Here is a 21,106-nt window from a genome sequence, read left to right as displayed (position 1 = left end):
GGATGGCTGACCCCGCTTGGCTCATTCGGTGCGAAACCGTTCATGCGGCCGGGATCTTGTCGGTGTGGCCGTGTGCCGTTGCCAGTCAATGGGGGCGGGGGCAGGCAGAGTTCGGTTCGCTAGTGCGCAGGTCGCAACCGTGGTGCCGGGCATGTCGCGGGATGAGTGAAAGATGAACTGCCTTGCGGGCCTCGCGGGTATCGCCGGAGTGCCTTGATGCTACATATGTGCGACTGCTACGGTGCAAGGGTCTTTGGTGTCTCATGAGTCCCGGTCAACTCACCCGTCAGTCCTGACGCGTTGGTAAATGGCCGAATTGTCTGTGGTGGTAAACGGGGAGCGGTTGCGTGAAGGTGCAGGACCGTACGGGGGCGGGGAACCAGCGGAGTTCCGGGCCGGCCCAGCATGCAGGTGAGCGGCTTCCGTCGCCCGCGCGTGAACGCAAGCCCGCGCTTGCCGCGCTCGCCGTACTGCTGATTCTCGTCGGCGCACTCGGTGCGACCGTGCTCGTGCTGCGGGCCGGTGAGCGGATCGAGGTCGTGCGGATTTCCGCGGATGTACCGGCCGGGAAGGCCGTGACCGACGACTCCATCGCCCCCGTGATGGTCGCGGACGATCCGAGCGTCAACTACGTCCGGTGGGAGCAGCGGAACGCCCTGAAGAAGCTCCAGGCCAAGAACACGCTGGTGGCAGGCACCGTCGCCATCGGGCAGATGTTCTCGGACAAGGCGGGGCTGCCGGACGGGAAGGCCTTCGTGGGGCTCGCCCTCAAGGAGGGTCAGTACCCGGCGGGGATCAAGGTGGGCGACCGGGTCTCCGCGTACCGCGTCGGCGCCGACACGGACAAGAGCGGCGGCAGCAACGCCAACGCGTTGATCGTGCAGGACGCCAAGGTCAACGACATCGTCAAGGGCGACGACTCGACCATCGGCAGTGGCAGCCTGCCCGTCACCGTCATGGTCAGCAGCTCCGACGTCGCGGCGCTGACCCAGGCCGCCGCGACCGGTCAGGTCGCCCTGGTGCTGGTTCCCTCGGGCACCAGCTGATTCACGAGCGCACAGAAAGCAGAAGAAATGGCGCTCATCGCGCTCGCGGCGGACAAGGGGTCGCCGGGTGTCACCACCGCGGCCGTCGCGCTCTCCGCCGTCTGGCCGCGCCGCGTGCTGCTCGCCGAGGCGGACCCCGCCGGCGGCGACCTCGTCTACCGCAGCCAGGCCGCCCACGGCGGCCCGCTGAACCCCAACGCCGGCATGCTCTCGATCGCCGCGACCGCGCGCCGCGGGCTCGCCCCCGACCAGCTCTGGGACCACTCCCAGACGCTGTCGGGCGGCCTCGACGTCCTCGTCGGCATCGGTTCGTCCGAGCAGGCCGCCGGCCTCGTCGGGCAGTGGCCCCTGCTCGGCCGTGCCTTCGCCTCGCTGGCGGAATCCCCGCAGGCCCCCGCCGACGTCATCGCCGACTGCGGGCGGATCAGTGGGGAGACCCCTGTCCTCGACCTGTTCGCGCATGCCAGTCTGGTGCTGCTCGTCGCACGTACGCAGCCGGAGAGCATCGCCCGCGTACGGGACCGGGCCCTCGCGCTCTCCACCCGGCTGCACAGTTCGTCGCGCGGGGGCGCCCAGCTCGCGACCCCGCTCATCGGCGTCCTGCTGGTCGCCGATCCCGGCGACTCGGCGAAGGTCGCCAACCAGGTCGACAGCATGCTGATCGGTGCGCAGTCCGTCGCCCGCGTGATGGGCACGTTGGCCCACGACCAGGCCGGGGCCGAGCAACTGGCAGGGCGCAAGCGCGGCCGGCTCGACAAGTCGCTGTTGATCCGGTCCGCCCGGCAGATCGCCCGTGACGTCTACCAGCAGTACGGCGCCGCCTGGACGTTCCCCGTTCAAGGGGCGGCACCCGGGCAGATGGCGGGGAACATGCCTGGCCAGATGCCCGGCCAGATGCCCGGCCAGATGCCGGGGCAGATGCCCGGACCGGCTCAGGGCCCGATTCCCGGTGCGCGTCGATGAGCGCCATCGACCACCAGCTGGTCAAGCGGTTCCGTCAGGACGCTGGAGACCGGATCGCCGAGCAGCGTCGGCTGGACCAGGCGTCCGGCGTCCCCCAGATGTCCGGCGAGGACGAGCGCCAGTACGCGCGGGCCGTCATCGCCCAGATACTGGAGGAGTACGCGCGGGCCGAGATCAACGCCGGCCGTACTCCGCTCGACGCCGAGACCGAAGAGCAGTTCGCGGCCGCCGTGCACGCCGCGCTCTTCGGGGTGGGTCGGCTGCAGCCGCTGCTCGACGACCCCGAGGTCGAGAACATCGACATCAACGGCTGCGATCAGGTCTTCGTCGGGTACGCGGACGGCAAGGAGGTCCGCAGGGAGCCGGTGGCCGAGACCGACGAGGAGCTCATCGAGCTGATCCAGGTCCTCGGCGCGTACTCGGGCCTGTCCTCGCGGCCCTTCGACTCCGCCAACCCCCAGCTCGACCTTCGGCTGCCCGACGGCTCCCGGCTGTCGGCGGTCATGGACGTGACCCGAAGGCCGGCGCTCTCCATCCGGCGCGCCCGGATGGGCAAGGTCTTCATGTCCGACATGGTCGGGAACGGAACGGTCACCCCGGAGTTGGGACACTTTCTGGCCTGTGCGGTCCGGGCCCGTAAAAACATCATGATCGCGGGCGCGACCAATGCGGGAAAGACCACGCTGCTGCGCGCGCTCGCCAACGAGATTCCTCCGCAGGAGCGACTGATCACCGTCGAGCGGGCCTTGGAGCTGGGCCTCGACCAGTTCCCCGAGCTGCACCCCAACGTCGTGGCTTTCGAGGAGCGGCTGCCCAACTCCGAGGGGCACGGCGCCATCATGATGTCCGAGCTCGTGCGTCGTTCCCTGCGTATGAACCCGTCCCGCGTCATCGTGGGCGAGGTGCTCGGCGACGAGATCGTCACCATGCTCAACGCGATGTCGCAAGGCAACGACGGCTCCCTCTCCACGATCCACGCCAACAGCTCAAGCGAGGTTTTCACCCGTGTTTCCACCTACGCGTTGCAGGCCACCGAGCGGCTGCCCATCGAGGCGAGTCAGATGCTGGTGGCCGGCGCCATCAACTTCGTGGTCTTCGTCGAGCGCCGCAACGACTTCCAGAAGGGCGGCACGCTGCGCCGCCTGGTCACCTCCGTACGCGAAGTGAACGGTGTCGACGGCCGCGTGTTGTCCAGCGAGGTGTTCGCCGAGACCTCCGACGGCAGGGTCGTTCCGCACGCACCCCTCGCGTGCGTCGAGGAGCTGGCCGCGTACGGCTACCGCCCCAGCGGATCCTGGGGGTGAGCGGAGAGACATGAACGACATCTTCTCCATGGGGGGCGTCTTCTCGCTGCCCGTGCTGTACGGCCTGGTATGCGGGGTCGTCGTCGGAGGCGGCATCGCCCTCCTCGTCCTCGCCCTCCGTGGCGTACCCGCGAAGGCGGCCCACGAGAAGGCCAGATCGAGTGAACGCCTTGCCGAATTGGTACGGTTCGCCGGGCGCCGAGGCTCGATCGCAATCGGGGCCGGCCTTGTCATCCTGCTGCTGACCCGCTGGGCCGTGGCGGGCATCGCCGCCGGCGTGCTCGTCTTCTTCTGGGACCGCCTCTTCGGCGGCGCCGCCGAAGAGCGGGCCGCGATGCGTCGGGTCGAGGCCCTCGCGGCGTGGACCGAGTCGCTGCGCGACACCATCGCCGGCGCGGTCGGCCTCGAACAGGCCATCCCCGCCTCGGCGCGGGCCGCCGCGCCCGCGCTGCGTTCTCATCTGGACGCGCTCGTGGACCGGCTGAGGGCGCGTACGCCGCTGCCCGACGCGCTGCAGACGCTCGCCGACGAGATCGACGACGCCTCCGCGGACATCATCGTCGCGGCCCTGATCCTCAACGCACGGCTGCGTGGTCCCGGCCTGCGCCAGGTCCTCGGCGCCCTGGCCAAGTCCGCCCGCGAGGAGGTCGACATGCGGCAGCGCGTGATGGCCCAACGGTCCAGCACCCGGCGCAGTGTGCAGATCGTCGTCGGCGTCAGCGTCGCCTTCGTCCTCGGACTCGCGGTCTTCAACCGGGACTTCGTGTCCCCGTACGGCACGCCGCTCGGACAGCTCGTCCTCATGTGCGTGTGCGGTCTGTTCGCCCTGGGCTTCTGGTGGCTGCGCAAGCTTTCCACCATCGAGACCCCCGAGCGCTTCCTTGTCCGTGACGACGTGGCGGTGCGCTTCGTACGCCCCCAGTCGCCCCGGTCGCCGGAGCCTGGGCGAGAGGAGGTCTCCCCGCGATGAACCTCACCCTGCCAGTGGTGATCGGGGCCGTCCTCGGTCTCGGCATCTACGCACTCGTACGGGCGATGATGCCGTCCAAGCGGGGCGCGGTCGCGACCGTGGCCCGTATCGACGCCATGCGAGCGCGTGGCACGGCGTACGAGACGGACCTCCGAGGCGCCGCGGAGGTGACTTCCGGGCGGTTGGGCTCACTGCGCGCCCGCGTGGGCGGGCGCGTCGCCGACTTCTATGTGCAGCAAGGCTGGGAACAGCACTCGCTACGAGCCGATCTGTCGGTTCTCGAACGCAGCTGGGAGAATTTCCTGGCGACCAAGATCCTGCTGAGCGCGGTCGGCCTCTTCTTCGGGCCGTTCCTCTTCGCGATCGTCTGGACTCTCGGCTTCGGCAGTGGCCCGGTCATCCCGATCTGGATGGCCCTGGCCTGCGCGGGCGTGTTCTTCTTCCTGCCGGACCTCGAAGTGCGCCGGGACGCGGCCGACAAGCGCCGTGACCTGCGGCGCGTCATCGGGGCCTATCTCGACCTGGTCGCCATGAACCTGGCCGGCGGCCGTGGTCTGCCCGAAGCGCTGATGGCCGCGGCCGAGGTGAGCGACGGCTGGGCGCTGCGGCGGATCCGTAACACCCTGTCGGATGCCCGGATCACCGGTACCAGCCAGTGGCAGGCGCTCGGCCGGCTCGGTGAACAGCTGGGCGTCGACGAGCTGAAGGACCTTTCGGCCTCCCTGGCGCTCGTCGCCGACGACGGAGCGAAGGTGCGTGAGTCCCTGGCCTCCCGGGCCGAGACGATGCGGCACCGGGAGATGGCCCAGATCGAGGGCAGTGCGGGCGAGAAGTCACAGTCGATGCTCGTCGCCCAGCTGCTGCTCTGCGCCGGCTTCCTCGTATTCCTGATCTTCCCGGCTGCCGTACGTGTCTTCCAGGTCAGCTGATCTTCGTAACCCACCTGCCGCTTCTTCGAGAGGACCCGAAACCATGAACGGACCCCGCATCAGCCATCCGGCCGTCGACTTCCTGCTCACCTTCCTGCGGGGCAGGGTGCAGCGTGCCCGCTCGGGCGAGCTCGACCGCGGCGCGTCCGCCGTCGAGTGGGTGATCATCTCGGCGGTCGTGGTTGCGATCGTCGGCGTGGTCGCCGCGATCATCAATCTCGCACTGAAGGACGGTGCCACCAAGGTCGGCGAGTGCATCACGGGCGCCGACGCCGGCAAGACCTGCTGACCGGAGGGATGTTGACGGTCGAACTTCCCCTTTCCGATGCCATGAACCGTTTCGCAGACCGGTTGCGCACCGCCGTACGCCGCCGGGTGGAGGTCGCCTCCACCCGCGGTGACTCCGGCGCGACCGCGATCGAGTTCGTCCTGCTGACCCCCATCCTGTTCTTCATGATTTTCGCGACGGTGCAGTTCGCGCTGTACTCCTTCGCGGACCATGTGGCGCAGGCCGCCGCCCAGGCGGGCGCGCGCGAGGCGCGGGCCGAGGCGGACGAGAACCCGGGCGGGTGGCGGGGCAAGGCGCGGGTGGTCGCCGACAGCTACATCCAGCAGTTGGGCCCGCAGTTGGTCCTCTTGCCCGTGGTGCGGACGTACCGGCCCGAGCCGGACACGGTGGGCGTGGAGATCACCGCGAGGGTGCCGAGCGTCTTCCCAGGGCTCGACCTGACGGTCCACGCACAGTCACAGGGGCCGGTGGAGCGTTTCGTACCGGAAGGGGGCTGACTCACTTGATGGGCCGCGCGCGCGAGCGGATAAGGGCCCGGGCCGCCGACGACCGTGGCCTGTCCACGATCGAGGTGGTCATCCTCGCGCCTGTTGTGATCCTCTTCATTCTAGTCCTCGTCGCCTTCGGGCAGCTCGTCGACGGCCGGGGCGCGGTCGACGGCGCCGCACGGGACGCGGCCCGTGCCGGTTCGATCCAGAAGGACCGCAGCAACGCGATGGCTGAGGCGAGGAAGGCGGCGGCAGCCGATCTCGCCGATGTGTGCGCGGGACCGGTGACGGTGAACAAGATCAGCGATGGCTTCGAGCCCGGCGGGTTCTTCACCGTCGAGGTCAGTTGCGAGGTCCGCGGTCTGGGCATGCTCGGTCTCGACATCCCGACCACCCTCACCGGCCGGTCCACCTCGCCGCTCGACCCCTTCCGGAGGGCCGCATGACGGCGCAGGAGCTGGTGCGCTCTCGGTGGGCGGCACGGCGCGAACACCTGGACGACAGGGGCTCGGGCGCCGGCGCCGTCATCATCTTCGCGCTGCTCTTCATGGCCCTGGCCGCGTTCGTGATCGACGGCGGGCTGGCGATCTCCCAGCGCGAACGGGCCGCGGACATCGCCGAACAGGCCGCCCGATACGCGGCGCAGGACATCGACCGGGACGCCCTGTACGACGGCTCCGGTGGTTCGGCTCCCATCAACTCCGGCAACTGCGCCGCCCGGGTACGCGCCTTCGCCCGGGAGGAGGGAATGACGGGACAGGATGTCGCGGCCTCGCGCTGTGTGGCGGCCGACGCCCGACGGGTCGAGGTCGAGATCCAGCTCACCTACCGGCCTGTGCTGACCGGAATCCTCTTCGGCGGCTCGCTGACTGTGCACGGCAGATCGGCCGCCGAGTCCGTCGCCGGGTAGCCCGGAAGCCGGAAAGCGACCGCCCCGACCCCCCGCCGCTACTCCACCGTCCTCCTCCACAGGAAGCCTGTTATGGCACGCACCACCTCCCGTACGAGCAGCCGCCCGAGACCGCCCCGGCGGACCCTCGGCGACTTCGTCAAGGCATTTCTCGCGTTCGTCGCGCTGGCCTCCCTCGTCGTCGGCGTGCCCGGGGCGCTGGCGTATTTCGTGGGCTGGCCGCTGCCGGACGAGATGCCTTCGCTGGACATGTTCCAGCGGCAGATCACGGTCGACACGTTCATCAGCGTTCTGACGGTGGTGGTCTGGCTGGCGTGGGCGCAGTTCACCGCCTGCGTCCTCGTCGAGGTGAAGGCGGCCGTCTCCGGGGTCGGCATGCCGACCCGGGTCCCCGGCGCCGGGGCGAGCCAGGTCCTCGCTCGGCAACTGGTGGCGGCCCTGTTGCTGGTGACGGCGGGGGCGGCGAGCTTCACCCCCGGTCTCTCGCAGCTCGGCCAGACTCTGGAAGGGCAGAGCCGCCCGACGGTGGCGTCGGCTGCGCAGCAGACTCCCGGCGAGCAAGCGCAGGAGCTGGCGCGGGAGAAGGCGGCAGAGCGCGCCGAAGGCGCGAAGCGAACGGCGGAGAGTGCCAAGGAGCAGGGGACCAAGTTCTACCGGATCCAGCCTCCGGAAGGCCGGCACCACGACTCGCTCTGGGAGGTCTCCGAACGTCATCTGGGGGACGGGCGCCGATACAAGGAGATCTACCAGCTCAACAAGGATCGTGTGCAGCCGGACGGTTCGAAGCTGTCGCAGGCGAGCCTCATCCGGCCGGGCTGGATCATGGAGATGCCCGCGGACGCCCACGGCGGTGATGTCGTCGAGATGCCGTACGAGGCGCCAAAGGTCTCCGAGGAAGTACGGCAGCAGATCCAGGAGTACGCCGATGCCGGAGACCAGGCACAGGGCGGCGGCGCACAGCAGGGCGATGACCGGCACGAGGGCGGTCGTCGTGGTGTCGACACCGACACCGCACAGATCGCCCTGCCCGCACAGCGGCCAGCCGCCCCGGACACCGGCTCGGAGTCCGGCACCGAGGTCGCGACGCCGGTCGCTGGCGACTCCTCCTACGGTCTCCCCGAGGCCCTCATCGCTTCCCCGCTGCTCGCCGCAGGACTGCTCGCGGCCCTGGGCCACCGGCGCCGTACCGCGCTGTGGCAGTCCGCGATGAGCACTGTCACAGGCCGGGGCGGCATGGAGCCGCCCGTGCCCACCGGTGCCGCCGCCGATGTCCAGGACGCGCTGCTGGTCGGTGCCGACCCCGAGGCCGTGCGTCTCCTGGACCGGTCCCTGCGTGGTCTGTCCGAGGCGCTCACCGCGGAGTCCCGCCCGCTGCCGGTCGTGTACGCGGCCTGGCTGACCGACGGCGAACTGCACCTTCAGCTCGGCCGCCGGGAGGGCCAGCCACCCGCTCCGTGGCAGGAGGGCCAGGACGCCACCTTCTGGCACTTGGAGAAATCCGCCGCCGGAGTGTACGGGGACAGTGACACCGCGTCCCCGTACCCCGGCCTTGTCAGCCTGGGCACTCACGACGACTCCCGTCTGCTGCTGAACCTGGAGTCCGTACCGGGTGTCGTCTCGCTGACCGGAGCCGCACAGGACCGCGCCGCCGTGATGGCCTCGATCGCCGCGGAACTGGCCACCAGCGGCTGGTCGGACCGGATGACCGTCACGCTGGTGGGCTTCGGCAAGGAGCTCGGCGCACTTGCCCCCACCCGACTGCGTCATCTCGAAGGGGTCGAGGACCTGTTGGAGGTCATGGAGGCCGAGACCCGGCAGCGCCGCGGCGCGTTGGGCGCAGCCGGGCACGACTCCGTCCTCACTGGTCGTACCGGCCACGCCCAGCACAATCGTTGGGCGCCGCACCTCGTCCTGCTCGCCGCCGAACCGACCGGGACGCAGGCCGCGCGGCTCACCGAACTCGCCTCCGACGCGGGCCGACTGGGCATCGGCTATCTCGTCGGCACGGGCTCGACCTATCTGCCCGGAGCGGTCTGGCAGCTGGAGGTGACCTCCGACGGCCGGCTGCTCGCCCCACTGCTCGGTCTCGAACTCAAGGCTCAGATGCTGCCCCGAGCACAGCACGACGCGGTGGTCCAGCTCTTCAAGGACGCCGAGCCCGACCACGATCCGAACCCCGACCCGTCCACCAGCCGGTTCCTCGTCGACATCACAGAGCGTGGCCGGCCGGCGGTCTATGCCCGGCTCGTCGGAACGTACGAGCTCATCGGTATCGACGCCCCCGACAGCGAGCGCAGTGTGCTTCTGCACGAGGCGCTGGCGCTGCTCCTGCTGCACCGCGAGGGTGTGCATCCGCAGGTGCTCGCCGCGTCGCTGTGGCCACGCGGGGTGACCGAGGACGTAAGGGACGCGCTCGTCGAGCGGATGCGTGAGTGGCTCGGTGCCGACCCGGACGGTACTCCTCGCCTGCGCCTGGACCCGGCGGGCCGTCTCACGCTCGCTGTCTCCGTCGTCTCCGACCTCGACGTGCTGCGCTCGCTCCACCATGAAGCGACCCAGGGCAGGGGGGCCCGGAACGCGGCCGTGCGGGAGCGGCTGCTCACCGATGCGCTCGAGCTCGTCCGCGGCCCGCTGCTGGTGGACCGGCCGGAGGGACGGTACGGCTGGCTCTCCCACGAGATCGTCGACGCCCAGCTGCCCCTGCTCGTCGCGGACGTGGCCCTCGATCTGTCGGAACACCACCTCGAACAGGGCCGACCCGAGCAGGCCGTCGCCGCGCTCACCGCCGCACTGTCCTCGTCGCCGACCGACGAGCGGCTGTGGAACGAGCTGCTGCGCGCGACCCACGCCACGGGTGATACCGAGCGCCTGGCAGTGCTCGCCGCGTCCCTCGGCGCCCAGGCCAACCAGCCGGCCGCCGCCGGCCGGGGGCTGCCGCCGCGTACGGAAGCGCTGTTGGACGAGCTGCTGCCGACCTGGCGTGACGCCGATGCGGCGGCCGGCTGACCCATGAGTGTGCCGACGATCTTCGCGGCCGCGCTGTGGGGCGCCGGCACGGGGCTCCTCGTGCCGCGCGCCGCGTACCGTCTCGCCGTCGAGCCGGGCACCCCTTGGCGCACGGCCTGCCCCTCCGGCCACCCTTTGACGGGCCCGGCCCGTGGCTGGCTCGGCCCTCCGGCATGCGTGCGGTGTGCGAGGCGTCAGCCGGTCGGTGCGGGTGCGGGTGCGGGTGCGGGTGCGGGGGCGGCGGTCAGCCGCGGGCCGGGGAAGGTGCCGGACGGTGCCGGCGGTACGGATCTCGGCCCGGGCGCCGACATGTCGGCCGGCGGCATGGGCGGCTCCTCGGGCGTTGGCAGGGCCGATGGCTGTGGGCCGGGTCCCGGTACGGCTGACGGGGACTCGGGTCTCGTCACGGATGGCGGCGACTCGGGCGTCCCCACAGCCGGCCGCGACGGGGTGCGGCCCGGTGCGGCCCTGCGGCCCGCCCTCTATATGCCTGCTGTCGCCACCGCGCTGGTCTGCGGGAGCCTCGCCGCGGCCGTCGGCGCCCGGCCGGAGCTGGTGGTCTGGTTGCTGCTCGCGCCGTTCGGCACCCTGCTGAGTCTCGTCGACCGAGCCGTGCACCGGCTGCCCGACACCCTCACGCTTCCGCTTGCGGCGGGGACCCCCGTCCTGCTCGGCGCCACCGCGTCACTGCCTGCCGCCGCCGGTTCGTGGCCCACGGCGCTGCTCGGCGGGCTCGCCCTCGGCGGCTGTTACTTCCTGCTCTTCCTGATCAATCCCGACGGAATGGGTTTCGGCGACGTCAAGCTGGCCCTCACCCTGGGGCAGGTCCTCGGCTGGTACGGCTGGCCGGTGCTCTTCGCCGGCACCGCCGTGGCTTTCGTCGTAGGCGCCGGCTGTGGCCTCGGCCTGATCCTGCTGCGCCGGGCGAGCCGGAAGGCCGCTTTCCCGTTCGGCCCCTTCATGATCTGTGGGGCCCTGGCCGGCGTGCTGTACGGCGGGCTGGTGTGAGCGGTGCGGCTCCCGGCCCGGCTATCGATTCGGGTTAATACGCGTCGAATAGCCGATTCCCGGATGATGTCCGGGGAGAGTCCCGGTCGTGTACCGGAATTGCTCGGGTGAACGACGCATTCACGCCTTTTGTTGTGTCGAAAGCCGTTGTTCGTTCCCGTAGGGGTGAAATCGGCGGATGGTTTCCCTGTGACCCGATGACCTTCGCCCCTAGGCTTCGGTCGGAGGTCCGGCCGGTCCACAGGGGGAGTTCATATGCAGCCGCTGGAAGCCGGCGAACCGCTGACCATCGGTGCCTATCGATTGCTCGGCAGGCTCGGTGCGGGCGGCATGGGCCGGGTCTATCTGGGGCGCAGCGCCGGCGGGCGCACCGTCGCGGTCAAGGTCGTGCACCCGCATTTCGCCCTCGACGAGCAGTTCCGCGCGCGCTTCCGGCGCGAGGTGGATTCGGCACGGCGGATCGGTGCGCAGTGGACGGCCCCCGTTCTGGACGCCGACCCGGACGCGCCCATTCCGTGGGTCGCCACCGGTTACGTGGCCGGCCCGCCGCTCTCCGCCGCGGTCTCCGAGCACGGGCCGCTGCCCGAGAACGCGGTACGGACGCTGGGCGCCGGACTCGGCGAGGCGCTGGCCGCGGTGCACGAACAGGGCGTCATCCACCGTGATGTGAAGCCGTCCAACGTACTGCTGGCCCTGGACGGCCCGCGGCTGATCGACTTCGGGATCGCGCACGCGATCGGCGCCACCGCCTCGCTCACCTCCACCGGGGTCTCGGTCGGCTCGCCCGGCTACATGGCCCCGGAGCAGATCCGGGGCACCGATATCTCGGGCGCGGCCGATGTCTTCTCGCTCGGCGCGGTGCTCGTGTACGCGGCGACCGGTACCGCTCCCTTTCTCGGCGACTCCTCGGCCGTACTCCTCTACAAGGTGGTGCACGAGGAGCCGGAGCTGGGGGAGTTGGAGGGTGACCTGCGGGAGGTCGTCGCCAGGTGCCTGGAGAAGGAGCCCGAGGACCGGCCCACACCCATGGAACTGGCCCGGCGGCTGGCGCCGGGCGGAGCCGCCGCGCTGGTGGCGGCCGGCTGGCTGCCCGGACCACTGGTGCGCGAGGTCAGCCAGGCGGCGGTCGCGTTGCTGGACCTGGAGCCGCAGGACGCGCCGGTGCAGTCGGGGCCGGTGCCGTTCAGCAGCGCGGCCTGGGATGCGGGCGGCGCCGGCGGTGCCTACGGCCTGGACGGCGCCGATGGGGCGAGCGGGGCCGGGGTCGTGGGCGGCGGGTTCGGGTCGCCGGCCGAGCCCTTCCCCACGCACGACCCGACCCGGCTGTCCCATCCGGGCGTACTGCCCTCGTGGCCCGTGACCGCGGGCGCGGGCGAGCCGGCCAGGACATCGGGGGCGTCCGGGCCGTCGCCGCGGACCGGTGCGTCCGGGCTGCCCGGACAACGCGCGTCCGACCCCCATTTCTCCGTCACCGTCAGCGCGGACTCCGGCCCGGCCCGGCCGGACGCGGACCGGGGCCGGAGGCTGAGCTGCACCGTCGCCCTCGCGGTGGCGGGCGCGCTCGCCGCCGTGACCGTGGGCAGCGCGTTCGTCTTCGACCTGATGCCGGGCGGTGGCGGCCGGAGCAACGCCGAGCACGGCAACGTCGGCAGCACCCCGCCCGCCGCCACCCCGACCGGCCGGCCGTCGCAGCCCGCGGACTCGGGCACCGGCAGCCCGGAGCAGATCACCGAACTCCCGAAGGAGTTCATCGGCACCTGGAAGGGCCCGGTCACCGAGAAGACGACCGGGCAGCCGCACGGCACGCTCACCGCCGTCTTCACCGCGGGGAAGACGGGCACGGACGTGGTCCGGATGAACACCGAGATCACCAGCCTCGGGGTCACCGTCAGCTGCAACAGCGTCGCCGGCCTCACCTCCGGCACCGCCGAGCAACTGACGCTCCACGAACGCACCGACCCGGACCGGCCCAGCACCCCGGCCCTGTGCACCTCCACCACCACCGACGTCCACTTCACCCGGGCCGCCGACGGCACCCTGCGTTTCCGGTCCGAGGGGAGCGGCGCGGGACGCCCGTACGGCACGCTCACCCGGTCCGGCGGCTGACCCCGAGAGGGGCTGGCGTACGCTGAACCGGTCCGTAGATCCGTTGAAAAACCGCCGAAAGGTGACAGCCCGGTGACCGAGAAGGCCGACCTCCAGCCCATCCTCGACCGAGCCGCCGAGGGCGGTCGGATCTCTCCGGAGGAGGCGCTCGACCTCTACCGTTCGGCGCCGCTGCACGCGCTGGGTGCCGCCGCCGACGCCGTACGCCGCCGCCGTTACGCCGGTACGGAGCACATCGCGACGTACATCATCGAGCGCAACATCAACTACACGAACGTGTGTGTCACGGCCTGCAAGTTCTGCGCCTTCTACGCCGCGCCGAAGGACACCGCCAAGGGCTGGTCCCGCGACCTCGACGACATCCTGCGCCGCTGCGCGGAGACCGTCGAACTCGGCGGTACGCAGATCATGTTCCAGGGCGGGCACCACCCGGACTACGGCGTCGAGTACTACGAGGAGCACTTCTCCGCGATCAAGAAGGCGTTCCCGCAGCTGGTCATCCACTCGCTGGGCGCCTCCGAGGTCGAGCACATGGCCCGGATCTCCAAGGTCTCCGTCGAGGAGGCCGTCCAGCGCATCCACACCGCCGGCCTCGACTCCTTCGCGGGAGCCGGCGCCGAGCTGCTGCCGGCCCGGCCGCGTACCGCGATCGCCCCGCTCAAGGAGTCCGGCGAACGCTGGCTGGAGATCATGGAGATCGCCCACCGCCTCGGTGTCGAGTCCACCTCCACCATGCTGATGGGCACCGGCGAGACCAACGCCGAGCGCATCGAGCACCTGCGGATGATCCGCGACGTGCAGGACCGGACGGGCGGCTTCCGCGCGTTCATCCCGTACACGTACCAGCCCGAGAACAACAAGCTGAAGGGGCAGACGCAGGCCACGCTCTTCGAGTACCTGCGGATGATCGCCATCGCCCGGATCTTCCTCGACAACGTCGCCCACATCCAGGGCTCCTGGCTGACCACCGGCAAGGAGGTCGGCCAGCTGTCGCTGCACTACGGCGCCGACGACCTCGGCTCGATCATGCTGGAGGAGAACGTCGTCTCCTCGGCCGGTGCCAAACACCGCTCCAACCGGCTGGAGATCATCGACCTGATCCGCAAGGCGGACCGGGTGCCGGCCCAGCGCGCCACCACGTACGAGCACCTCGTCGTCCACGACGACCCGGCGAACGACCCGGTCGACGAGCGCGTCGTCTCGCACATCTCGTCCACCGCGATCGAGGGCGGCACGGCACACCCGGAGCTGAAGCTCCTCAACGCCAACTGAGGCAGCCTTGCTGACCGTTCATGCCGCCGACGCGGTGCACGGTGCCCCGGACGGGGCGGACGCCGTGGCCGTGGACGGCGGCGTGGTCGTCGCCATCGGTGCGTACGGGGAGCTGACCGCCGCCCGTCCGGGGGCCCGGACCCGGCGCTGGTCCGGGCTGATCACCCCGGGGCTGCTGAACGCGGCGGCCCCCGCCCTGCTGGAGGCCGCCTACCACCCGGACCCGCGCGAGGCCGACGAGCTCGGCACCGACCCGCTGACCGGCGACGCGCTCACCGCACTCTCCATGGACGACGCCCGCTGGGGCGCGAGTGCCCGGCGCGGCCTGCAACGGATGCTGCGGCACGGCACGACCGCCGTCCGGGGCCCCTTCGCCCGCCCCGCCGTGCGCACCGCGGTCGCCCGCTCGGGACTGCGCGTCCACGCCCCCGGCCCGGTGCCGGAACACGTGTCGCTCGACCCGCTGGCGTCCGTACCGGAGCCGGCCGAGGCGTTCGCGACCGCCCTGGCCGTCGGCGGGCCCGCGGATCTGGCGGTGTTCGGCGTACCGGACCCGGCGGCGCTGCGCACCGAGGGCGCCGGGAGCTGCGTGGCGACGGTGCTCGGCGGACGGCTGGTCTTCCGCCGCAGCTGAGGCGTCCGCATGGCGGGGCCGGCTCACGGCACCGCGGGGCCGCCCAGGTAATGGCCCTCGGCGTCGTACGGCCAGGCGTTGGAGACGCACCCCTTCAGCCCGTAGATCTGCTGCATCATCGCGGGCGCGGGGCGGCCCTTGCCCGGACAGGTCTCGTGACCGTGGCCCAGCCAGTGGCCGACCTCGTGGTTGATGATCAGGGCCCGGTACTCGGCGAGCGGGCCGTGGAATTCGGGTGATCCCTGCTGCCAGCGCTTGAGGTTGACCATCACGTCGGTGCCGACCCGGCAGTTGACCTCGCCGTGGGTGTCGAGGCCGCCCTTCCCGCAGAGGGCGTCGGTGGTCGCGGGGGTGGCGATACGGATGACGAGTCCCGCCGGTCCTTCGGAGACCCGGCGGAAGGTGTGCTCGCCGTGGTGCGACCAGCCCCGTGGCGCGGCCAGGATCCGGGCGATCTCGGCGGCGGCCCGGTCCGGGTCGACGCCCGAGCCGTCCTCCACCTCGACGCGGTACGCCCTGGCCCTGCCCTTGCCCTTGCCGGGGTCCGGGGCGCCCGCGCGGGCGACGGTGAACGTGCCGGTGGCCGGCGAACTCCCGGACGCGGACGGCGTGGGCGCCTTGCCGTCGGCACCGCTGCTCCACCGGGGCCCCAGCGCGGCGACGGCACAGATCAGCGCCGCCGTGACGACGACGGCGAACAGGCGTCCTCGGCGGCCTTCCGGCCCCGGCCGGAGGCGTGCGCCTCGTGCGGACATCTGGGCTCCCCCCTGGATCCCGGCGGCTCTTGTGCCCCCTCTGTACTGACTGTCGGTGGAAGCGATTGGTTCAGTCCACCCGGATAACGACTTGCGACCGGCGCGGAGTGCCGCGGACCGGGCTGCTTGAATGGACGGGTGACCCGAGCCTCCCTGGACAAGCAGCCGCACGAAGTCGCCACGATGTTCGACGACGTGGCGGCGAACTACGACCTCACCAACGACGTGCTGTCACTCGGCCAGGCCCGGCTGTGGCGCAAGGAGGTCGCGAAGGCGGTGCACGCCCGGCCCGCGGAGAAGATCCTCGACCTGGCCGCGGGCACGGCGACGTCCTCGCTGCCGTTCGCCGCGACCGGCGCGTACGTCGTGCCGTGCGACTTCTCCCTCGGCATGCTCCAGGAGGGCAAGAAGCGCAACTCCTGGCTGCCCTTCACCGCGGGCGACGCCACCAGGCTGCCGTTCCGCGACGAGACCTTCGACGCGGTGACCATCTCCTTCGGGCTGCGCAACGTCCAGGACACGGACTCGGCGCTGCGCGAGCTGTACCGGGTGACCAAGCCGGGCGGCCGGGTGGTGATCTGCGAGTTCTCGCAGCCGACCTGGGCGCCGTTCCGCACGGTCTACACCGAGTACCTGATGCGGGCGCTGCCGCCGGTCGCGCGCGCGGTGTCGTCCAACCCCGACGCGTACGTCTATCTCGCCGAATCCATCCGCGCCTGGCCCGACCAGGCGGGACTCGCGGCCGCGCTCCAGCGGGCCGGCTGGTCGAAGGTCGCCTGGCGCAACCTCACCGGCGGTGTGGTGGCGCTGCACCGGGGCGTACGCCCCTGAGGCAACGGTTCGGCGACTTCCGCCGACGGACCGGGCGGCCCTGTCCACCTGGTCCCTCGACGACACCGGCTGACGCCCGCGCTCACGGCGTCAGGGTCGTCCGGAAGCAGACCACCTCCTGGCCCGGCCGCGGCGTCGTGAAGCTCTCGGCCCGCTCCATCCCCAGCCGCCGGGCCACGGCGATCGACCGCTCGTTCCCCGCGTCGATCGTCGCCACCACCCGTTCCACCCCGGCCGCGCGCAGCCGCTCCAGCGTGAGGCGCGCGGCGGCGGTGGCGTAGCCCCGGCCCCAGGCCGGCCGGGCCAGCCGCCAGCCGATCTCGATCTCGCCCACCGGCCCGTACTCGGTCCGCGGCCAGGGCTGGGCGCCCGTGAAGCCGGCCACCTCGCCGTCCTCGCCCAGCACCGTCCACAGGCAGTAGCCGAGTTCGGCGTCGAATCTGCGCTGCCGGGCGGTCCACTCCTCGTACATCGAGAGCTCCTCCGACGCACCGCCGAAGAACTCCATCACCTCGGGATCGTCGAAGGCGCGGTGCCAGGACAACGCGTCCTCGTCGGTGGGGACGCGCAGCTGTACGGAGGGAGCGCCGGGAAGCACGGTCGACATCGGGGAACCCTTCGGAAAGTTGATCAGCGAACCCCCATAGACTGCACGGGACAGGTGCCGCGCGGCACGCGATTTCGAGCCTTCGGGAGATCCGACCGTGACCGAGCAGCCCCTCTCCGAGCACAGCGCGGATGTGATCGTCGTCGGGGCAGGCCCGGCCGGCTCCACCACCGCGTACTACCTCGCCAAGGCCGGACTGGACGTCCTGCTCCTGGAGAAGACGGCCTTCCCCCGCGAGAAGGTCTGCGGCGACGGCCTCACCCCGCGCGCCACCAAGCAGCTCGTCTCCATGGGCATCGACATCTCCGAAGAGGCCGGCTGGCTGCGCAACAAGGGTCTGCGCATCATCGGCGGCGGCGTCCGCCTCCAGCTGGACTGGCCCGATCTCGCCTCGTACCCGGACTACGGGCTGGTCCGCAAGCGCGACGACTTCGACGAGCAACTGGCCCGCCAGGCGCAGAAGGCGGGCGCGCGGCTGCACGAGCGCTGCAACGTCGGCGCCCCGATCGTCGACGACCGCACCGGCCGCATCACCGGCGTCAACGCGAAGCTCGGCGAGGAGAAGACCCCGGTCACCTTCCACGCCCCGCTCGTCGTCGCCGCCGACGGCAACTCCACCCGGCTGTCGCTCGCCATGGGCCTGCACCGCCGCGAGGACCGCCCGATGGGCGTGGCCGTGCGTACGTACTTCACCTCGCCCCGCCACGACGACGACTACCTGGAGTCCTGGCTGGAGCTGTGGGACCGGCGCGGCCCCCAGGACCGGCTGCTGCCCGGCTACGGCTGGATCTTCGGCATGGGCGACGGCACGTCCAACGTCGGCCTCGGCATCCTCAACTCCTCCTCCGCGTTCAAGGAGCTGGACTGGCGCGAGGTCCTCAAGGCGTGGTGCGCGTCGATGCCGGAGGACTGGGGCTACACCCCGGAGAACATGACGACGCCGATCCGCGGCGCCGCCCTCCCCATGGCCTTCAACCGCCAGCCGCACTACACCAAGGGCCTGCTGCTCGTCGGTGACGCGGGCGGCATGGTCAACCCGTTCAACGGCGAAGGCATCGCGTACGCCATGGAGTCGGGCCAGATCGCCGCGGACGTCATCGTCCAGGCCCACGCCCGCGCGACCCCGGCCCAGCGCGAACTGGCGCTGAACAACTACCCGAAGGTGCTCAAGGAGACCTACGGCGGCTACTACACGATGGGCCGCGCCTTCGTGAAGCTGATCGGCAACCCGAAGGTCATGAAGATCGCCACCCAGCGCGGCCTGACGCACCCCCTGCTGATGAAGTTCACCCTGAAGATGCTCGCCAACCTCACCGACCCCACGGGCGGCGACGCGATGGACCGCATCATCAACGGGCTGTCCAAGGTGGCCCCGAAGGCCTGAGCCGCTGGGGGGCGGCGCTCCGGACGGCGCCCGTCAGCGGCGGCCCGCTCGTCCGTAGCAACGCGCCAGTGCGTGGAAGGCCTGCTTCGGTTCCCAGTGCCAGTCGGACTCCGGGGCGTCGAACCGGTCCTTGATCGGCTTCACCACGGCGTAGCTCGCCATGTCCAGGTCGTAGCGGGGGACGGGGGAGTGCGGGGCGTCGGGGGTCAGGAACTCGAAGGCCATTGCGGCGTACAGGCCCATCTCCTCGAAGACGCCCAGGAGTTCGGTGAGATAGGCGGCTTGGGTGCGTTCGCTGCGTACCAGGTCGCCTTTGATCTCGGGCGGTTGCTTGGTGTAGTCGACGGTGTCCCAGCCCATGCCGCCCTGCTCGGGTGCCCCCGCGTACGTGCAGGTGCCGAACTCCGTGATCGCCAGCGGCTTGCCCCAGCGCAGGTACGAGCGCAGCTCGCGCACGTAGTCCGCGCGGTCGGGGAAGTACGAGTAGTAGTCGATGCCCACGATGTCGAAGAGGCTCCAGTCGACCTCGTCGTCCTGCGCGGCCGCGTACGACAGCTTGCCGCCGAAGGCCGACCGTCCGACCGCGGCGGCCCGTGCCGTGAACGCGGACAGGCGGCGCATCATCCGCTCCGGGTCGTAGGTGCCGGCCATCAGGTTGTGGATCCGTTCCTGTGCGTCGTCGCCGGGCACGATGCCCGGCACGAACAGCCAGAACTCGCAGCCCACGCTCAGGTCGGCCCGCGCGCCCTGGCGGCGCAGCCGTTCCAGGTGCCGGCCGGTCTCCGCGAGGTGGTCGAGGATCTCCGACGCGGGGCGGTCACCCAGGGTCGGCTGGAGCCAGATGTGTAGACCCAGCTCGGCGGCCTCGGACGCGGTGGCGTTGAGACGGTCGACGCCGTCGCCCGTCACCTCGATCGAGGTGGCGTGCAGGTCGTTCCTGATGGCCCGGAGGTCCTCGCGCATGCGAGTGGCGCTCCACGCGGTGCCGGGGGTCTCGCCCGCGCCGATCGTGTAGCAGACCCCTCGATGGGTCAGGCCCTTGCCGCTCCTGTGCCCGCCTCGGCGGTCGGTCGCGGCGGCCGAGGCCGACGGGCCGGTCAGGAACGATCCGGCCGCCGCCGCGGTCCCGATCGCCCCCGCCCCGGCCAGGAACCTCGCCCGGCTGATTCCTCCACTGCGCTCGTCGCGATGCACTCTGACTCCCCGGTCGGTCGGCGGTTCGCGTGTCGCCGCCAGTCTGCCGAGCGGGTGCGGGACCGGGCGTCCCCCGAAAGTCTGCGGGTGCGCGACCAAGGGATGAACCAGGCGCAGGCAGCGGCTACTTAGGTCGCGGCGCCCGGCGCGAGCGGAGCACCACGGTCACCGGGCCGGAACCCGGCGTTCCTCGTCGGCCCCGGCGCGCTTTCCGCCGGTGGCGACCACGCGGCCCCGGGGTCTGCGCGGCAGCAGGCGGCGGGTGAGGCCGGACTCGTAACGGGGCTGGAGCAGCAGGATCAGGCCCACCGCGCAGACGAACGCGACCCCGAAGAGCATCCAGGACTTGGCGCCCCGCGCCGAGTAGGCCACGATCCCGAACGAGAACAGCGCCGACCAGAAGTACATGAGCAGCACGGCCCGGCGGTGCGAGTGGCCGAGCTGGAGCAGGCGGTGGTGGAGGTGGCCCTTGTCGGCGGCGAAGGGGGACATTCCGTTCCACGTACGCCTTATGACGGCGAGCACGAGGTCCGCGACGGGCAGCGCGATGACGGACAGCGGCAGCATCAGCGGAATGTAGACCGGCACCATCGCGGCCGACCCGGACCTGCCGTCCACCGACTGGCTGAGAAGGCTCGGGTCGACCTCGCCCGTCACCGAGACCGCGCACCCGGCGATGAGCAGGCCGAGCAGCATCGAGCCCGAGTCACCCATGAAGATCCGGGCCGGATGAGAGTTGTGGACCAGGAAGCCGAGGCACATGCCCGCCAGGATCGCGGAGATCAGCGTGGTGGACGCGGCGGCCTCGATCCCGTAGCCGTACCAGAGCCGGTAGGCGTACAGGAAGAACGCCGTCGCCGCGATGCCCACCGTGCCGGCGGCCAGCCCGTCGAGCCCGTCGACGAAGTTGACCGCGTTGATGGAGACGACGATCAGTCCCACGGTCAGCAGCGTGCCCTGCCAGTCGGAGAGGTAGATCCCGTCGGTGCCCGGCACCGGGAGCCAGAGAATCGTCAGTCCCTGGAACGCCATCACCCCGGCCGCGAGTACCTGGCCGCCGAGTTTGACCAGCGAGTCGACGCCCCATTTGTCGTCCAGGACACCCAGGATCCAGATGAGCGCGGCGCCGGACAGCAGTGCCCGCGGCGTCGAGCTCTGGGTGAAGATGCCTTCCAGGTGCGGCAGGTGAGAGGCGACCAGCAGTCCGGCCACCAGCCCGCCGAACATGGCCACGCCACCGAGGCGCGGAGTGGGTTCGCGATGGACGTCCCGCGCCCGGATCTCGGGCATCGCGCCGACCGAGATCGCGAACTTCCGTACGGGGCCGGTCAGGAGATGGGTCACGGCCGCCGTGATGAACAGCATGAGCAAGTAATCCCGCACGGGCGGCCTCACATTCCGGCCCAGCGG

General features: G+C 71.2%; 20 protein-coding genes. 16 read left to right on the top strand and 4 right to left on the bottom strand.

What is annotated here, in order from left to right; translation table 11 throughout:
• Nucleotides 1–347: 347 nt before the first annotated feature.
• From OG520_RS16830 to OG520_RS16765, 14 genes are all read left to right on the top strand, one after another.
• Complete coding sequence (locus OG520_RS16830) at nt 348–1,046, top strand: hypothetical protein (protein WP_406013688.1); 699 nt, start codon at nt 348–350, stop codon at nt 1,044–1,046.
• A gap of 27 nt (nt 1,047–1,073) precedes the next feature.
• Nucleotides 1,074–2,009: a hypothetical protein gene (locus OG520_RS16825; protein ID WP_406013687.1), complete on the top strand. Its 936-nt coding sequence runs from the start codon at nt 1,074–1,076 to the stop codon at nt 2,007–2,009.
• Nucleotides 2,006–3,313 (top strand): CpaF family protein, encoded by a 1,308-nt coding sequence (locus tag OG520_RS16820; protein ID WP_406013686.1) that lies wholly within the window; start codon nt 2,006–2,008, stop codon nt 3,311–3,313. The genes OG520_RS16825 and OG520_RS16820 overlap by 4 nt, the downstream gene beginning before the upstream one ends.
• Nucleotides 3,314–3,323: 10 nt before the next feature.
• Complete coding sequence (locus tag OG520_RS16815; RefSeq protein ID WP_406013685.1) at nt 3,324–4,283, top strand: type II secretion system F family protein; 960 nt, start codon at nt 3,324–3,326, stop codon at nt 4,281–4,283.
• Nucleotides 4,280–5,212 (top strand): type II secretion system F family protein, encoded by a 933-nt coding sequence (locus tag OG520_RS16810; protein ID WP_406013684.1) that lies wholly within the window; start codon nt 4,280–4,282, stop codon nt 5,210–5,212. The genes OG520_RS16815 and OG520_RS16810 overlap by 4 nt, the downstream gene beginning before the upstream one ends.
• Before the next feature lie 43 nt (nt 5,213–5,255).
• A complete protein-coding gene (locus OG520_RS16805; protein ID WP_406013683.1) occupies nt 5,256–5,501 on the top strand; it encodes a hypothetical protein in 246 nt (81 codons plus the stop codon).
• A 41-nt stretch (nt 5,502–5,542) separates the two neighbouring features.
• A complete protein-coding gene (locus tag OG520_RS16800; protein WP_406013682.1) occupies nt 5,543–5,998 on the top strand; it encodes a TadE family protein in 456 nt (151 codons plus the stop codon).
• An 8-nt stretch (nt 5,999–6,006) separates the two neighbouring features.
• Entirely contained in the window at nt 6,007–6,435 is a 429-nt protein-coding gene (locus OG520_RS16795) for a TadE/TadG family type IV pilus assembly protein (RefSeq protein WP_406013681.1), read from the top strand.
• Nucleotides 6,432–6,899, top strand: a complete 468-nt coding sequence (locus OG520_RS16790; protein WP_398632735.1) for a TadE/TadG family type IV pilus assembly protein — start codon at nt 6,432–6,434, stop codon at nt 6,897–6,899. Before OG520_RS16795 ends, OG520_RS16790 begins: the two co-directional genes overlap by 4 nt.
• A gap of 72 nt (nt 6,900–6,971) precedes the next feature.
• Nucleotides 6,972–9,905 (top strand): BTAD domain-containing putative transcriptional regulator, encoded by a 2,934-nt coding sequence (locus OG520_RS16785; RefSeq protein ID WP_406013680.1) that lies wholly within the window; start codon nt 6,972–6,974, stop codon nt 9,903–9,905.
• 3 nt (nt 9,906–9,908) lie between these two features.
• Nucleotides 9,909–10,913: a prepilin peptidase gene (locus OG520_RS16780; protein ID WP_406013679.1), complete on the top strand. Its 1,005-nt coding sequence runs from the start codon at nt 9,909–9,911 to the stop codon at nt 10,911–10,913.
• 255 nt (nt 10,914–11,168) lie between these two features.
• Nucleotides 11,169–13,019 (top strand): serine/threonine-protein kinase, encoded by a 1,851-nt coding sequence (locus OG520_RS16775; RefSeq protein WP_406013678.1) that lies wholly within the window; start codon nt 11,169–11,171, stop codon nt 13,017–13,019.
• A 72-nt stretch (nt 13,020–13,091) separates the two neighbouring features.
• On the top strand, nt 13,092–14,291 hold the full coding sequence (gene mqnC / locus OG520_RS16770) for a cyclic dehypoxanthinyl futalosine synthase (protein WP_385325375.1): 1,200 nt from the start codon (nt 13,092–13,094) through the stop codon (nt 14,289–14,291).
• Nucleotides 14,292–14,298: 7 nt separating this feature from the next.
• Nucleotides 14,299–14,925 carry a hypothetical protein gene (locus tag OG520_RS16765; RefSeq protein ID WP_385325373.1) on the top strand — a complete coding sequence of 209 codons (627 nt, stop codon included), beginning with the start codon at nt 14,299–14,301 and terminating at the stop codon, nt 14,923–14,925.
• A 23-nt stretch (nt 14,926–14,948) separates the two neighbouring features.
• On the opposite strand, the gene OG520_RS16760 is transcribed toward OG520_RS16765, so the two are convergent.
• A complete protein-coding gene (locus OG520_RS16760; RefSeq protein WP_406013677.1) occupies nt 14,949–15,680 on the bottom strand; it encodes a DUF3152 domain-containing protein in 732 nt (243 codons plus the stop codon).
• A gap of 138 nt (nt 15,681–15,818) precedes the next feature.
• On the opposite strand from OG520_RS16760, the gene OG520_RS16755 reads away from it, so the two are divergent.
• Nucleotides 15,819–16,511 (top strand): demethylmenaquinone methyltransferase, encoded by a 693-nt coding sequence (locus OG520_RS16755; protein ID WP_266415680.1) that lies wholly within the window; start codon nt 15,819–15,821, stop codon nt 16,509–16,511.
• Between the two features lie 82 nt (nt 16,512–16,593).
• On the opposite strand, the gene OG520_RS16750 is transcribed toward OG520_RS16755, so the two are convergent.
• Nucleotides 16,594–17,118 (bottom strand): GNAT family N-acetyltransferase, encoded by a 525-nt coding sequence (locus OG520_RS16750; protein ID WP_399327009.1) that lies wholly within the window; start codon nt 17,116–17,118, stop codon nt 16,594–16,596.
• Between the two features lie 97 nt (nt 17,119–17,215).
• Between OG520_RS16750 and OG520_RS16745 the strand changes: the two genes are divergently transcribed.
• Nucleotides 17,216–18,502, top strand: a complete 1,287-nt coding sequence (locus OG520_RS16745; protein WP_385325366.1) for a geranylgeranyl reductase family protein — start codon at nt 17,216–17,218, stop codon at nt 18,500–18,502.
• Nucleotides 18,503–18,535: 33 nt separating this feature from the next.
• Here OG520_RS16745 and OG520_RS16740 read toward each other — a convergent pair whose 3' ends face one another.
• Nucleotides 18,536–19,696: an abortive phage infection protein gene (locus OG520_RS16740; protein WP_406013676.1), complete on the bottom strand. Its 1,161-nt coding sequence runs from the start codon at nt 19,694–19,696 to the stop codon at nt 18,536–18,538.
• Between the two features lie 165 nt (nt 19,697–19,861).
• Entirely contained in the window at nt 19,862–21,091 is a 1,230-nt protein-coding gene (locus OG520_RS16735) for an MraY family glycosyltransferase (protein WP_406013675.1), read from the bottom strand.
• Nucleotides 21,092–21,106 lie beyond the last annotated feature (15 nt).

Origin of the sequence: Streptomyces sp. NBC_00984 (assembly GCF_045162475.1) — a bacterium.
Classification (GTDB): Bacteria; Actinomycetota; Actinomycetes; order Streptomycetales; family Streptomycetaceae; genus Streptomyces.
The sequence above is the reverse complement of the archived record's forward strand: the minus strand, read 5'-3'. Positions and strand labels throughout refer to the sequence as shown.

What these genes read in the sequence shown, in the direction of transcription:
- OG520_RS16790 (WP_398632735.1), top strand. Translation starts at nt 6,432, where the DNA reads ATGACGGCGCAGGAGCTGGTGCGCTCTCGGTGGGCGGCACGGCGCGAA.
- OG520_RS16785 (WP_406013680.1), top strand. Translation starts at nt 6,972, where the DNA reads ATGGCACGCACCACCTCCCGTACGAGCAGCCGCCCGAGACCGCCCCGG.
- OG520_RS16780 (WP_406013679.1), top strand. Translation starts at nt 9,909, where the DNA reads ATGAGTGTGCCGACGATCTTCGCGGCCGCGCTGTGGGGCGCCGGCACG.
- OG520_RS16805 (WP_406013683.1), top strand. Translation starts at nt 5,256, where the DNA reads ATGAACGGACCCCGCATCAGCCATCCGGCCGTCGACTTCCTGCTCACC.
- OG520_RS16820 (WP_406013686.1), top strand. Translation starts at nt 2,006, where the DNA reads ATGAGCGCCATCGACCACCAGCTGGTCAAGCGGTTCCGTCAGGACGCT.
- OG520_RS16825 (WP_406013687.1), top strand. Translation starts at nt 1,074, where the DNA reads ATGGCGCTCATCGCGCTCGCGGCGGACAAGGGGTCGCCGGGTGTCACC.
- OG520_RS16775 (WP_406013678.1), top strand. Translation starts at nt 11,169, where the DNA reads ATGCAGCCGCTGGAAGCCGGCGAACCGCTGACCATCGGTGCCTATCGA.
- OG520_RS16815 (WP_406013685.1), top strand. Translation starts at nt 3,324, where the DNA reads ATGAACGACATCTTCTCCATGGGGGGCGTCTTCTCGCTGCCCGTGCTG.
- OG520_RS16795 (WP_406013681.1), top strand. Translation starts at nt 6,007, where the DNA reads ATGGGCCGCGCGCGCGAGCGGATAAGGGCCCGGGCCGCCGACGACCGT.
- OG520_RS16810 (WP_406013684.1), top strand. Translation starts at nt 4,280, where the DNA reads ATGAACCTCACCCTGCCAGTGGTGATCGGGGCCGTCCTCGGTCTCGGC.
- OG520_RS16750 (WP_399327009.1), bottom strand. Translation starts at nt 17,118, where the DNA reads ATGTCGACCGTGCTTCCCGGCGCTCCCTCCGTACAGCTGCGCGTCCCC.
- OG520_RS16800 (WP_406013682.1), top strand. Translation starts at nt 5,543, where the DNA reads ATGAACCGTTTCGCAGACCGGTTGCGCACCGCCGTACGCCGCCGGGTG.
- OG520_RS16760 (WP_406013677.1), bottom strand. Translation starts at nt 15,680, where the DNA reads ATGTCCGCACGAGGCGCACGCCTCCGGCCGGGGCCGGAAGGCCGCCGA.